Source organism: Roseofilum acuticapitatum BLCC-M154 (assembly GCF_030068475.1).
Classification (GTDB): Bacteria; Cyanobacteriota; Cyanobacteriia; order Cyanobacteriales; family Desertifilaceae; genus Roseofilum; species Roseofilum acuticapitatum.
Genome location: NZ_JAQOSP010000012.1, coordinates 15337 through 29542 on the forward strand (window position 1 = coordinate 15337; position 14206 = coordinate 29542).

The window sequence follows — 14206 nt, forward strand, 5'->3', positions numbered from 1 at the left end:
ACAGCTAAAATAGTGCATTAGTGTAGGGTGGGTTAGGCGGCTAAAACTTAGACTCTGAAAGCAATCTCTCAATCCGCCGTAACCCACCATTTTAGGGTTGTCAAGGCACTAGACTGGAGAATGATTGTATCAGTTATTGAGGAACGCGAACTTCAATTACACTGCCATTAAAGTTATAACTAAATCCTTCTAATTCTATAGGAGTGCCAATTTTGAGTTTACTGTTGCCCAAAACTACCCCATTCTCGGTAATTTGAGCATTCCCAGTTAAGGTCATTAACATATCGATGGAAAAGCGACTATCTTCTCTAGGATCGGATAAGGCTTTAACTGTCCCATCAGGTTGCGGAACCAGTACGGGACGTTCCAGAGGTTCGACCGATTTAACCGTTACTGTTCCATAGGGTTGATTGCGGATAATGATATTGGTTTTCTGGCTCTTGCGAAATTCCTCAATCAAAGCATCTGGACTGCGTACACTTAACCCGCGAACGATAACATCGACTTCTACGGGTTTGGTGGTGACTCCCACTTGGGCAACCGATCCAGAGGTTCCTGGATAAAAGAAAATGCCGAATAAGACTAGGCCAATGACGACTAGAGCGCCGAGATCGAGAATGGAGAGTTTACCAAATAAACGACCTTTTGAATCTAACAGTGCCATAGGGAGATAGAACGAGTAAAGGGTTAATTCTTGGCTCAGGATACCATGAGTGATATCCAGTTGGGTGAGTTTGAGGGGATAGAATTAGAGCTGTTGTAGATGATCTTCAATTGTGTATAAAACAGTTTAACCCTAGTGGCGATCGCTAAAGAGGTTACCCCCAAAGGGGAGTGCTATGGTGGTTTTGTGTGAAATATGTGTGAGCGCACTGCTTTTTGTTCCACCACTCGTGGGTGAGAACCCCGCCACACAGTTAATTGTGAAATTGTGAAGAGGGCGAACGACGGGAGTTGAACCCGCGAGTGGCGGAACCACAATCCGCTGCCTTAACCACTTGGCTACGCTCGCCATAATTTTAGACTGTAGACTACTATAACACAGTTTTAGAGAATTAGCTACTTTGGGCAGAAATTTGTTCTAAGAAACAAGTGGCAATTCTTTGGGATGCGCCAGGTTCTCCCATGCGCTGTCGTCCATTGGCATAGATGAGTTGGAGGAGATCGGGGTCTTGGAGGAGGTCTTGGAGGGTTTGGGGTACGGCTTGGGGACTAGGCACTTGAATGACAGAGGGGCCGAGGAGTCTGGCTTGGACTTGGGCGAATTGGGGGGTAAATTGGGGGCCTTTTCCGGGGAGGGTGAGGGCGGGTTTACCGAGTCCGACAAATTGTTCGGTGGCGGTTCCGGCCATGGCTAGGGCAAAATGGGCTTTTTGTAAACAGGTGTTATAGGCGTTTTCGGTTAAGAAGAGTGTGCCGTTACTGAGGGTGTAACAGAGGGTTTCTGGAGAGGGTAGATTGAGACCTTCGGGGGGCTGATTGCGCCGCCAGCCGTAGGATTCGAGGATTTGACCGAAGGTTTCTAAGCCTAATCCGGGGGCGATCGCCCCAAACACCGTTATCGGTCGATGCAACCCCTTAAACGGCTGCGGTTCGCCCAAAACTTGTCCCAGTGCAGTTAACAGCACCTGCCAATTCTCATAAGCTTCTGGAGCGCGGGAACCGGGAAGCAAAACCAACGCTAAAGATTTGTCCTCCCGCTCCGGTTCCTGCTCCTGGGGTAGTAGCTCATCCATCATCGGATTGCCACAATCAAACACCGGCAACTTTTGCCACTGTTGCAGGGTTTGGGCCGTTAACCGATCTCTGGGAAACACCCCTATACAGCGCTTGCGCCCCATTAACCACCGCTCCCAAGGTAAATAGACCGAACCCGACCAACCCTGGGCAAAACCCGCTTTTAAGGGGCCATTTTCATCCTGAATCCAATATTCGGATTTAGCAGTTGCCACAAATGCATAGGGTAAACCACTGAGCCAAGCCAATAGCAGGGGCAAAATATCGCCAACCGCTAAGACTGCGCCCCCTTCTTTTGCCCAGGTGCGAATGGCTCCATACTGTTGCCAAATCAACTGCAACATTCCCGCTTTCACATCTTTGGCTAACTGGTGACTTGACCTATAGACAAAGCCTCCAGAGGGCATAGCTTTCACGGGGCCAATGAGGGGGATATCCATGTGCCGATAGGCCAGACCTTCCCCCACCAAGGACAGGGCAGATAATTCGGGAGGATCGGGGGTTGCCTGTAATTGGCGTAAGATGCGAGTGGCGATCGCATCTTCCCCATGGCCATTACTCAAGCATAGGATTCGCATGATTCAATTAAAAATTAAAAATTAAAAATTAAAAATTAGGTTTGATCCTACAATACTGCGGGGAATGGGGAATAGGGAATGGGGAATGGGGAATAGGGAATGGGGAATAGGGAATGGGGAATGGGGAATAGGGAATCCCCCCCATCCTCCCCATCTTCCCCATCCCCCTATCCCACTAGCCTCTCGTTTGCTGAGACCACAAGCGGGTGGGGAGTCCCCAAATATAGATAAAGCCTTCAGCCGCTTTATGGTCAAATACGTCTTCTTCGCCGTAGGTTGCCCAATCTAGACTATAGAGACTATTGTCAGATTTACGGCCGACGATGGTGGCCGAACCTTTGAAGAGTTTCACCCGAACTGTACCGGTTACCTGCTCTTGGGTATTGGTGATAAAACCATCTAAGGCGGCTTTCAGGGGAGAGAACCACAAGCCGTTATAGACCAATTGACTGTAGGTTTGCTCAATTCCCCGCTTATATTGGGTAACATCCGCAGTCAGGGTTAAGCTTTCGAGATCTCGGTGGGCTTGGATCAGGACTAAGAGAGCCGGGGTTTCATAAATTTCCCTAGATTTAATCCCCACCAGACGGTTTTCAATCATGTCAATGCGACCAATACCATGGTTGCCGGTCATTTGATTGAGTTGAGTAATTAAGGCTACCGGATCGATCGCCTGACCATTGAGGGAAACCGGTAAACCTTTTTCAAAGCCAATCTCGATATATTCCGGTTCATCGGGGGTATCGGCGATCGCCTTGGTCATCAGATACACTTCTTCCGGAGGCTCCGCATAGGGGTCTTCGAGTACACCCGCTTCGATCGCCATCCCCAATAGGTTGCGGTCAATACTATAGGGAGATTTCTTCTTCACCGGTGCAGGAATGCCGCATTTTTCCCCATATTCAATCGTTTGTTCGCGGGAAAAGCCCCATTCCCTTGCCGGAGCGAGGATTTTCAAATTGGGATTGAGTGCGCCAATGGCCACATCAAAGCGCACTTGGTCATTGCCTTTACCGGTACATCCATGGGCGATCGCATCTGCGCCATATTCCTCAGCCGCTTCTACCAGCAATTTGGCAATCAACGGCCGCGCCAAAGCGGTGGATAAAGGATAGCGGTTTTCATACAAGGCATTGGCTTGAATAGCGGGAAACCCATACTCTTTCACGAAGGTTTCTGTAGCATCAGCGACCAGAGATACACTGGCTCCAGAATCCAGGGCTTTCTTGCGGATAGGTTCCAATTCATCCCCCTGGCCCAGATCTGCCGCCAAGGTAATCACTTCTTCAATTCCCCATTCATTCATCAGATAGGGGATACAAACGGAGGTATCTACCCCTCCAGAATAGGCTAAAACAACTTTCTTGGCACGACCCATAGGTTTATTCACCCTAAAAACACTAACCCGCTATTGTATCTGCTCAATTAAAAATTAAAAATTAAAAAATAAACATTTTTGGGATAGGGGTAATGGCCCATCTCCCCTATCATCGCGCTAGAGTGGAGAGTGGGCATTATTGCTAATTATTCATTGTTAATTGTTCATTGTTCATTATCTATGTTCTTCAGTGTTGTGATTCCCACCTACAACCGGTTACCGATTCTGCAAAAGTGCCTGAGCGCTCTGGAGAATCAGCAGTTGAGCGATCGCCAAATCCAGGGTTATGAGGTGGTGGTGGTGGATGATGGCTCTACAGACGGTACTTTAGCCTGGTTAGAGGAAGAACGGGAACAACTGCCCCATGTGCGTTGGTTTGAACAGGAGCATCAAGGGCCGGCTGCTGCCCGGAATTTGGGGGTCAAGGAGGCTCAGGGCGATACGATTATCTTTATCGATAGCGATCTGGTGGTTACAGAGAGCTTTTTAAGCTGCCATGCCCAAGCATTGCGGGAGGGAGAGGAGCAGTTAGGGAGCGATCGCCTGTTTACCTATGGTGCAGTGATTAATACCTGCAATTTTGACGAGCCGACGGCTGAACCCTACAAGCTCACGGACTTCTCAGCCGCCTACTTTGCGACGGGGAATGTGGCGATCGCCCGCCATTGGCTGGAAAAAGCGGGATTATTTGATACCCAATTTCAACTCTATGGTTGGGAAGATTTAGAATTAGGAGTCCGGCTAAAAAATCTAGGACTGAAGCTGATTAAATGTCCCCAAGCCGTGGGTTACCATTGGCATCCCGCTTTTAGTCTAGAGCAAATTCCCCGCATGATTGACCAAGAAATCCAGCGCGGACGCATGGGGGTTTTATTCTACCAAAAACATCCCACTTGGGATGTGCGAATGATGATTCAAATGACCTGGATACACCGAATTTTATGGGGCGTTTTGTCATTAGGCGGAAGATTAAATGAACGGACAATGGCTCCGCTTTTGCAATGGTTAATCGATCGCGGCAAACCCCAATTAGCTCTAGAAGTCGCCCGCATTTTTCTCAATTGGTACAATGTCCAAGGGGTTTATGCAGCCTATGCAGAAGCGGTTGCTGTAACCCATTAATCTAAAATAGCTCAAAGCGCCACCCAGTCTGTTGTTTGTTCCCCCTATCTCCCCATCCCCCCATCACAGCGCGAAGCCCTCTATCATCGCGTGTGCCAACAATAGCCGGGTTGTCCATCGGGTAAAATCGCTTGACAAAAATTAGTTCTTATGAGTCTAATATTTTCCGTGGAAACATGCCATAAAATCGCGCCCCGTAAATCCACATTCAACAGCACAATATCGCGGAAATCTGCCTCCTCTAAATTGGCATTGCGGAAACTGGTATGGCGCAATTCAGCATTGCGGAAATTAGCACCCATTAAATTGGCATCCTGGAAACTGGAACTGAGGATAAACGCATTCTCAAAGTTGGCATTCGTTAATCGTGCGCCGCTAAAGTTGAGTTGAATTAAGCGGGTATTTTGAAAATTGGCATCTCGCAGATCGATTCCGGATAAATTGACCTTACGCAGAATAATTTCCCCTAATTCTGTATTTCTCAAGTTAGCGGTAAATAGATCGGCTCCTTGCAGATTTGCCCCTTCTAAAATGGCAGATTCTAGATCGGCATTGCGGAGATTGGCTTGCTCGAAACTGGAATTACTTAAATCAGTGTCACTTAAAAGCGCTCCTTGTAGATTAGCGCGATTAAAATTGGCCTGATCTAAGAAAGCGCGGCGGAAGTCAGCAATGACACTATCAGTGTTTTGTAAGTTAGTTTCTTGTAGGGAAGAATTTCTGAAGTCAGCGATAAATAAATTGGCGTTTTGTAGATTGGTTTGGTCTAAGTTTGCTCCCACTAACCGCGCCCCTTGTAAAGAAGCTCCGTTTAAGTTTGCGCCCTCTAGATTGGCATTTTCTAAGTTAGTGCGACTCAGGTTGGTTCCCGATAAATCGACTCCAGATAAATCCCGGTTTTCTGCTCCTTGATGAATTAATTCCCAAGCTAATCGCCATTTGGGGTCGATTAGGGTATCCTCATCTATGCGGGCATCACGTAAATTGGCTCTGGCCAGATTAGCATAACTGAGGTCTGCCCCCCGCAAATCTGCCCCTCGCAGATTGGCTCCTTCGAGGTTGGCTCGGCGTAAAAATGCACCCCGAAGATCTGCTTGTTGGAGTTCGGCTTGTTTTAAGTTGGCTCCGGATAGGTTACTATCGCGAAGGAATGCCCGTTGTAAGGGAGCAGATTCTAGATTACAGCGATCGCAGTCGCGGGTGCGTCGCAGTCGTTCCATATCTCTGCGCCTAAAGGCTTGTGCATCCTCGGCAGATAGGGCGAAAATGAAGAGGAACAGGACTAAGAGCTTTAGGAAATTGTGCCCTCTCCCTATATCCCTTTCCCGTGGGGGTTGCCCTCTCCCTATATCCCTCTCCCCAGGGAGAGGGACTTCTCCCCTTCTCCTGTGGGAGAAGGGGTTGGGGGAAGAGGGCAAAACTTGTTGGAAAATACGATAAAGATTCATAAAGCGTCAGCTAGATGGAGTTGGGTGAACGTGAGCAGTAAACGACGATTTTGGGTTTCTCTTTCTGGAGTGGTACTGGGAATAGTCTGCGGTTTTCCCAGTCGGGTAAACGCACAACTGGAATTTCTCGATCCTTTTCGGCAACTGGCAGATTTTGACTATTGGGCGAATTTATGTAGTTTGTCGGTGGATGAAGATGGGGGTAAAATGCTGGAAGCTTGCGAGCAAGCTTTGCTTCTCAGACCAAAAGATTCTCAAGTTTGGGCCGATCGCAGTCGTATTTTACTACAACAAAATCGTTATGCTGAAGCCATTGCCTCCGCAGATACGGCTACTCGCCTAGAGCCGCAGTTTTCCCGCGCCTTTACCTATCGCTGTCAGGCTTTACTAGAGTTAGAGCGTTATGAAGATGCCCTAGAAGCGTGCGAGGAAGCCCTACGCTTGGATACGAATTGGGGACAGGAAAATCCGGTAATGGCTTGGGTACAGCGCGGTTTGGCTCTGGTTGCCCTCCAAGAATACCAAAATGCGGTCACCTCTTACGATCGCGCCCTGAATTTAGAACCGGAGTCTTCCCTGGTTTTAACCTATAAATGTGGGGTGCTGCTAGAGTTGGAAGAATATCAAGAGGCGATTGGCGCTTGTCAAGCAGCTCTGGAGATTAATCAGAATTGGGAATATGAGTCGGAAACCCTGGCATGGCAATATTTAGGGGTTGCCTTAAATCAGACTCAGTTGGCAGAAGGGGCGATCGCCGCTTACGATCAAGCTTTAAATCATAATCCCCAAAATCTCCAGGCTTGGATTCAGCAAGGAATGGCATTAAATCAAGTGGGAGAAGATTTAGAAGCGCTCAATTCCTACAATCAAGCCTTATCCCTACAAGCCGATTCTACCTTGGCTCTAGTGCTGCAATGCGAAACATTGAATAAACTTAAGCGCCATGAAGAAGCCATCACCGCGTGTGAAGCGGCACTCAAAGGCGATGGAACATGGGGAGAAATGGGCATTGCTACAGCCTGGAATCAACTCACCATCGCCTATACTCAACAAGGACAACTCGAACAAGGCTTAGTTGCCGCTAACCGTGCGGTGGGGTTTCGTCCCGATTTTTCGGAAGCTTGGAATAACCGGGGGGTGACGCTCTGGTATTTGGAAGACTATAGCGAAAGTTTAGACTCTATTGGTCGCGCTCTGCAACTGCAACCAGAGTATGTGCAAGCTTGGCTCAATCGGGGGAGAGTTTTGCGATCGCTCCAACGCTATGTAGAATCAGTAGGAGCCTACGATCAAGCCCTACGCTATGAGCCAGATAACGCCGATGGATGGGCCAATCGCAGTGTAGCATTGTGGTATCTGAAAGAGTACGATCGCGCTTTAGACTCAGCTCAACAGGCGATCGCTCTTGATGAAACCTCTTTCCTCGGCTGGTACAATCAAGCCGTAACCTATGGCTCTCTCCGTCAATACGAAAGTGCCATTTATGCCTACGCTCAAACCGTGCGTATCGCGCCCAAAAATGCCAGCGTCTGGGCAGCTTTCGGCGTAATGTTACAAAAAGCCGGTCGCGATACGGACGCTGCCCAAGCCTTTCAAGAAGCCCTCAAACTAGAGCCAGAACTCGAAACCGCCCGCCAAGGCTTACAAAGTTTGAGTCGTAGACCATAAACCCACCCAAAAAGGCATCGGAGAATTGAGCCACCTAGCCAAAGTGCTGTTCAATAAAATTGGTATACACATTCCCCTCTAAGAAAGCCGCAGTTTCCAGAATTTTCTGGTGAAATCCAATCGTCGTCGGTACACCAGTAATGGCGCATTCTTGTAGAGCGCGTTTCATGCGACGGATAGCGCTATCTCGGTCTGGCCCCCAAACAATCAATTTACCAATCAGGGAATCATAATAGGGCGGAATTTCGTAATCTGTATAGACATGAGAATCAAAACGCACACCAGGCCCCCCAGGAACGAGATAACCACTAATGCGCCCTGGATGGGGACGGAAATTACGATCGGGATCTTCAGCATTCACCCGACATTCGATCGCATGACCTTTGAGTTGAACCTCTTTTTGATTTAACGATAATTTTTCCCCTTGGGCAATACGAATTTGTTCAGCAATCAGATCCAGTCCGGTCACCATTTCCGTAACCGGATGTTCGACTTGAATCCGGGTATTCATTTCCATGAAGTAGAAATTCCCCGATTGATCCAACAAAAACTCAATTGTTCCCGCGCCAGTGTAGTTAATCGAACGCGCTGCTTTAATGGCAGCGTCCCCCATTTTTTGCCGCAATTTGGGCGTTAGGGCAGGGCTAGGAGATTCTTCTAGCAGTTTTTGATGTCGTCTTTGAATGGAACATTCCCGCTCTCCTAAGTGAATGACATTACCGTAGGAGTCGGCCAAAATTTGAAATTCAATATGGCGGGGATTTTCAATAAATTTTTCTAGATATACCCCGGCATTCCCAAATGCCGCTTCTGCTTCCCCTTGAGCCGCTCGGAAGAGTTTAATCAGTTGACTCTCATCCCGAACCAGGCGCATCCCCCGGCCACCTCCTCCAGCAGTGGCTTTGAGCATCACCGGATAGCCAATCTGACGAGCAACAGAGATGGCTTGCCCTTCATCGTTTAAGAGTCCATCACTACCCGGTACAGTAGGGACTTTAGCCTTTTGCATGGTGGCTTTGGCAGTGGACTTATCCCCCATGGCTCGCATGGCTTCCGGAGTAGGGCCAATAAAGGTAATTTGGTGGTCGGCACAAATTTCGGCAAATTTGGCGTTTTCTGCCAGAAAGCCATAGCCGGGATGAATGGCAGTGGCGTGGCGGGTGAGCGCAGCAGCGATAATGTTGGGAATGTTGAGATAGCTTTTGTTGCTATTCGGTTCTCCAATACAAACGGCTTCATCGGCTAACTGTACATGGAGGGCATGGCGGTCAATGGTGGAATGAACAGCAACGGTGGCAATGCCGAGTTCTTCACAGGTGCGGAGGATGCGGAGGGCAATCTCTCCTCGGTTGGCAATCAGGATTTTTGAAAAGGTCATCTTCCAGTTTTTTCGGTGATATATGCAGTTAGAATAGGAGGTTTGGGGGCCTTTCTGGAAGATCTTTTTGGTTAATGGGTGCGATCGCCGCTTACTTATGCTACTATAAAAAACTGTGAGCGATCCTCACAAGTTCCAAGCGGATGTGGCGGAATTGGTATACGCGCACGTTTGAGGGGCGTGTGGCTTGTCCTTGCGAGTTCGAGTCTCGCCATCCGCATGAATATACTGATAGAGTGAAAGTGGCTCTAATCCTTACCCTCAAGAACAAGCCACACGCCCCATTGAATGGGTACAGTGGCAACCCATGCCTAAAATCTGCCTAAATTCACCATAGCACTCCCCAGGGGGGTCAAGTGATAGGTCATGGGGCAAGATATAAATAGATATCCTCTAAGAGGGATAACTCAAAACTCAATCACTCGATGATTATCTCCTAACTCTGGATCGGCGCTAAAGCTTTCAAAGTAGGTTCTCAGAGGTTCAGGAAAATGGGAAAAGTTAAACTGAGTATCTCCTTGGGCAATATCCGCCCAAAAATAGCGCAGGGAACCCACCCATTTCTGGGCTTCCTCTTCCGTTAAGTAGCAGGGATCTTCAGTTAACAGACGCATCATAAACGGGTGAGATCGCTCTCCCATCCATTCCCGCGAAAATTCCCCTAAATTTTCCCAACCGGGAAGGGTTTTAATCTGATGAGAAGCAATCTTAACGGTTGTTTTTTCACTTAACTTAGACGTAATTCTTAAGGTTCTGTAAGCATGGGGATAACTCACCAATGAACCTGTTGTAATCTCGTACAAATCTCCCTGTTGGGCAATATCTTGCACATGCAAATGACCCGTAAACAGTAAATGAATTCCTGCTTCCTGTAAGACTTTAATCAAGCGCGGCCCATTTTGCAACATATACCGTTTTCCTAAACAATGGGTGCTTTGATCTGGTAAATGTTCAATTACATTATGATGAATCATCACCAAGCGCAAGGGTTCAGAGGTTGTGGCTAATACCTCCTCTAACCATTGAAACTGAGCTTCATTCAGATAACCATAGCCGAGTTGTTTACCCTCTGGGTCAAATTCATTAGAATCTAAAGCAATGAGTCGCACACCGGGCAGCAGTTCGCAAGTATAATCCGTTTGGTGAGAGTGGCGATAGCCAAATTGATGATAATAGGTGGGAAATTTAGCGCGACTAATTGAGGTTTCATTACCCCATTGAGTCGGAATATCATGATTTCCTGGAATCACATATACTGGATAGGGTAACTGGGAGAGCCTCTGTTGTAGCCATTGATGATTTTCCGGTTCCCCATGCTGGGTTAAATCTCCTGGTAAGAGCAGAAAATCGAGATCCAATTGACTGATGCGATCTAGGGCTAATTCTAAAGCCGGAATACTTAATTCTACCAAGTGGAAACGTTTGGGATGATCCCAAATAGTATGGGGTAGAGCAATATGTAAATCACTGATAATGGCAAACTGAAAATCAAAGTCCATTGTTGATGTCTAAATAACTTATCATATAATCCTATCTTAAGATTGTATCATTTGGGGGTACATCAATGGGGGGGTGAGGACGCAAAATCCTATAGAAATACTCAATAAAAAGCATGGATAATCCTGACAGAATTACTGACTTACGGTCTAGGGTTGATGGGAACAAAACGGTATGGAATCCATTTGCTAAAATAGAAAGTAGATAAGATTTCTATTTGATACATTTTGTTAACAAAATAAAATAGGAGTATCGATCATGATTAGTGAATGGATTCGAGGGCTACCGAAAGCGGAATTGCACATTCATATTGAGGGATCTTTGGAACCGGAGTTAATGTTTGCTTTGGCCGATCGCCACCAGATGACCCTTCCCTATGATTCCATAGAAGCTGCCCATCAAGCCTATCAGTTTGAAGATCTACAATCTTTCCTGGATCTCTACTATGCGGGAGCCAATGTCCTCTGTACAGAACAGGACTTTTATGACCTGACTTGGGCTTATCTACAACGGGCCCAGAGCCAAACGGTGCGCCATACGGAGATTTTCTTTGATCCCCAAACCCATACCCAGCGAGGGATTCCTTTTAAAACTGTGATAACTGGAATCCATCAAGCTTTGGTTGATGGTCAAACTCAACTGGGTATAAGTTCCTGTTTGATCATGTGTTTTTTACGTCATTTGAGCGCGGAAGAGGCAATGAAAACCCTAGAGGAAGCCCTACCTTATCAAGATTGGATTGTTGCGGTGGGTTTAGACTCTTCTGAATTCGGTCATCCTCCTTCTAAGTTTAGCGCCGTTTTTGACCAAGCGAGATCCCACGGTTTTTTGACGGTTGCTCATGCGGGGGAAGAAGGGCCCCCTGAGTATATTTGGGAAGCGCTCAAGTTACTCCAAGTGGCTCGCATCGATCATGGGGTGCGATCGCCAGAAGACCCTAAACTAATGGTATGGCTGAAAGAGCATCAAATACCCCTCACGGTTTGTCCCCTCTCCAATGTTAAGCTCTGCGTCTTTGAAACCCTGAAGGAGCATCCCCTTAAACAGTTATTAGATGCAGGTTTACGAGTGACGGTGAACTCCGACGATCCGGCCTACTTTGGGGGCTATCTACAAGAGAACTTTATGGCTATCTATGAAGCTCTAAACTTGAGTCAACAGGACTTATATCAACTGGCGAAAAACTCGTTTTTGAGTGCATTTCTATCGGAGTCCGAGAAACAAGCGGCGATCGCCGAACTGGAAAGCTATATGTATCCAAACAGACAATGATCTAGGGTAATCGGAATCAGAGCGATCGCCATTTTGACTCTGTGTAGCATCACTCAATGTCCAAACTTTCCTGTTCTAAGATGGTTTCAATACTAGATTTTAAGGGAGCTAACTTGGTTTGAATAATATCCCAAACAATTTCATCATCCACTGAAAAATAAGTGTGAACAATAATATTACGAAGTCCAATGATTTTCTTCCAATCAATTGAATTATACCGGTTTCGTAGGTCGTCAGGAATGTTTTTGCTTGCCTCACCAATAATTTGTAAATTGTGGATAACCGCATCAAATGTTCGTTCATCAGCAACCAACTGTTCCTGAGACATTTGAGTAGTATAGCTTTGAATTTTAGTGAGGCTTTTGAGGATATCATCTAGATATAGACGAAGACTGCGTGACATAAACGGCCTCTGCTAAAACGGATTGACTAATTTGGGATTTGAGGGAGCGTCGAGTCACGAGATCGACAGACTTGTTAAATAAATCTTCCAAAAAAAACTTCAAATCCATATAAGCATCAAATGTGGCTGGCCCTTGAAATTCTACCAGAAAATCTAGATCGCTATCCGCTTTGGCTTGCTTGCGAGCAGCAGAACCAAAAAGAGCTAAGGATTTTACCCCAAGGTTATCCAAGGTATTTAAGTGGTTTTGAAGGGTGGAAATAATGATTTCTTGATTCATTATTTGGGGATCTACAGAATCAATTTTCATAGAATTAGCTTGATTTAGATCTTGATTGTCTTTAATTATAGGGCTGATCGCAACTTCTGCCAACCTAGCTTTCCCTCAAATGCTATACTGTCTTCTATTCCCTGCGATGAAAAACCCTGACCTATGACCATCGCCCAATCATCAGAACGAAACATTACCACCCTTCCCGACCATACCCAACTGCCTGACTCGGATGGTACTTTTGTGAAAAACTTTCAGGAGCATCCCCAGAGTATTTTACTAACGGATTCGATTCAATCTACCCTCGATCGCCTGCACCCAGACCAAAATTATGCGATCGGTCAAGACTGTGGCATCTATTGGAGAATGACAGAACCTCCAGAAAAAGGAGCCGAATGTCCAGACTGGTTTTATGTGCCGAATGTCCCTCCCACTCTTGAGGGTAGGGTGAGGCGTTCCTATGTGTTATGGCAAGAATTTATTCCCCCTTTAATTGCCATCGAATTTGTCTCAGGAGATGGTACAGAAGAACGGGATTCTACGCCCTTATCCCAAGTCCGAAAAAAAGGGCAAAAACCGGGTAAATTTTGGGTCTACGAACAAATCATTCGTCCGGCATTTTACGCCATCTATGAAGTTCAGAAAGGGAGTGTAGAAGTCTATCATTTAATCGAAAATCACTACGAGTTAGTGGCAGCCAATGAACGAGGTCATTATCCCATTAAGCCTATAGGGGTAGAGTTAGGAATTTGGCAAGGATTATATGGCAATCTAGAATTACCTTGGCTGCGCTGGTGGGATAGTGAGGGTAATTTACTGTTAACTGGAGATGAACGAGCTAGAATTGAACGCCAGCGAGCGGAAACTGAACGCCAGCGAGCGGAAAATGCTGAACTGGAGTTAGAGCAGGAACGCCAGCGAGCAGAAAGCGCTGAACTGGAGTTAGAGCAGGCACGTCAACGAGCGGAAAGACTGGCTGAGTTACTCAGATCCCAGGGTATTAATCCAGAGGAACTGAGCTAAATTATCCAGTATAGCCCTCACCCCCAACCCCCTCTCCCGTGGGAGAGGGGGCTAGTCGTCTGTATCTCATATGATGTCTGGTTAAATAGATGTCATTGCGACCTCCGGGAAGCCTTCGCGCTTCGCGCAAGCTTCGCTAACGCTACAATTATCGAGAGGATCGAGATTGCTTCATTTCACTGCGTTCCATTCGCAATGACATACTATAACTGATCCAACGGACTTGATACAGCGCTTTGCGCTGTATCGGTGGACAGTAGGAAAAGATCCCCCCTTGCCCCCCTTAAAAAGGGGGGAATAGGAAAGTCCCCCTTTTTAAGGGGGATTTAGGGGGATCAAGATGTCCCACATAAAGCGCGAAAACTGCTGTATCATCTATTCGAGCAAGGCTATAGCAGTTGATTAAACAAGTAACCTACGCTAATAATGCC

The 14206-nt window shown here is 46.9% G+C and carries 12 protein-coding genes and 2 tRNA genes; 5 read left to right on the forward strand and 9 right to left on the reverse strand.

Features of this window, described 5'->3' with window-relative positions:
* Positions 1-133: 133 nt before the first annotated feature.
* The 4 genes from PMG71_RS02440 to PMG71_RS02455 form a co-directional block, all read right to left on the reverse strand.
* On the reverse strand, positions 134-664 hold the full coding sequence (locus PMG71_RS02440; protein WP_283752048.1) for a DUF4330 domain-containing protein: 531 nt from the start codon (positions 662-664) through the stop codon (positions 134-136).
* Between the two features lie 275 nt (positions 665-939).
* A tRNA-His gene (locus PMG71_RS02445) sits at positions 940-1012 on the reverse strand.
* A 43-nt stretch (positions 1013-1055) separates the two neighbouring features.
* Positions 1056-2315: a lipid-A-disaccharide synthase-related protein gene (locus PMG71_RS02450; protein ID WP_283752049.1), complete on the reverse strand. Its 1260-nt coding sequence runs from the start codon at positions 2313-2315 to the stop codon at positions 1056-1058.
* 175 nt (positions 2316-2490) lie between these two features.
* Positions 2491-3693 carry an argininosuccinate synthase gene (locus PMG71_RS02455; RefSeq protein ID WP_283752050.1) on the reverse strand — a complete coding sequence of 401 codons (1203 nt, stop codon included), beginning with the start codon at positions 3691-3693 and terminating at the stop codon, positions 2491-2493.
* A gap of 180 nt (positions 3694-3873) precedes the next feature.
* On the opposite strand from PMG71_RS02455, the gene PMG71_RS02460 reads away from it, so the two are divergent.
* Positions 3874-4815 carry a glycosyltransferase family 2 protein gene (locus tag PMG71_RS02460; RefSeq protein ID WP_283752051.1) on the forward strand — a complete coding sequence of 314 codons (942 nt, stop codon included), beginning with the start codon at positions 3874-3876 and terminating at the stop codon, positions 4813-4815.
* A gap of 83 nt (positions 4816-4898) precedes the next feature.
* On the opposite strand, the gene PMG71_RS02465 is transcribed toward PMG71_RS02460, so the two are convergent.
* Entirely contained in the window at positions 4899-6035 is a 1137-nt protein-coding gene (locus PMG71_RS02465; RefSeq protein ID WP_283752052.1) for a pentapeptide repeat-containing protein, read from the reverse strand.
* A gap of 258 nt (positions 6036-6293) precedes the next feature.
* On the opposite strand from PMG71_RS02465, the gene PMG71_RS02470 reads away from it, so the two are divergent.
* Positions 6294-7931 carry a tetratricopeptide repeat protein gene (locus PMG71_RS02470; RefSeq protein ID WP_283752053.1) on the forward strand — a complete coding sequence of 546 codons (1638 nt, stop codon included), beginning with the start codon at positions 6294-6296 and terminating at the stop codon, positions 7929-7931.
* A 34-nt stretch (positions 7932-7965) separates the two neighbouring features.
* On the opposite strand, the gene accC is transcribed toward PMG71_RS02470, so the two are convergent.
* Entirely contained in the window at positions 7966-9309 is a 1344-nt protein-coding gene (gene accC / locus PMG71_RS02475) for an acetyl-CoA carboxylase biotin carboxylase subunit (RefSeq protein WP_283752054.1), read from the reverse strand.
* Between the two features lie 139 nt (positions 9310-9448).
* Between accC and PMG71_RS02480 the strand changes: the two genes are divergently transcribed.
* Positions 9449-9529: transfer RNA gene (locus PMG71_RS02480), tRNA-Leu, on the forward strand.
* 187 nt (positions 9530-9716) lie between these two features.
* Here PMG71_RS02480 and PMG71_RS02485 read toward each other — a convergent pair.
* Positions 9717-10808, reverse strand: coding sequence for a metallophosphoesterase family protein (locus PMG71_RS02485; protein ID WP_283752055.1), 1092 nt, complete (start codon positions 10806-10808; stop codon positions 9717-9719).
* A 256-nt stretch (positions 10809-11064) separates the two neighbouring features.
* On the opposite strand from PMG71_RS02485, the gene PMG71_RS02490 reads away from it, so the two are divergent.
* On the forward strand, positions 11065-12078 hold the full coding sequence (locus PMG71_RS02490; RefSeq protein ID WP_283752056.1) for an adenosine deaminase: 1014 nt from the start codon (positions 11065-11067) through the stop codon (positions 12076-12078).
* A gap of 49 nt (positions 12079-12127) precedes the next feature.
* On the opposite strand, the gene PMG71_RS02495 is transcribed toward PMG71_RS02490, so the two are convergent.
* Both PMG71_RS02495 and PMG71_RS02500 read right to left on the reverse strand, forming a co-directional pair.
* Complete coding sequence (locus tag PMG71_RS02495) at positions 12128-12481, reverse strand: HepT-like ribonuclease domain-containing protein (protein WP_283752057.1); 354 nt, start codon at positions 12479-12481, stop codon at positions 12128-12130.
* On the reverse strand, positions 12450-12791 hold the full coding sequence (locus PMG71_RS02500) for a nucleotidyltransferase family protein (protein ID WP_283752058.1): 342 nt from the start codon (positions 12789-12791) through the stop codon (positions 12450-12452). The genes PMG71_RS02495 and PMG71_RS02500 overlap by 32 nt, the downstream gene beginning before the upstream one ends.
* 123 nt (positions 12792-12914) lie before the next feature.
* Here PMG71_RS02500 and PMG71_RS02505 point away from each other — a divergent pair, with 123 nt between their 5' ends.
* Positions 12915-13775 carry a Uma2 family endonuclease gene (locus PMG71_RS02505; protein ID WP_283752059.1) on the forward strand — a complete coding sequence of 287 codons (861 nt, stop codon included), beginning with the start codon at positions 12915-12917 and terminating at the stop codon, positions 13773-13775.
* Positions 13776-14206: the final 431 nt, after the last annotated feature.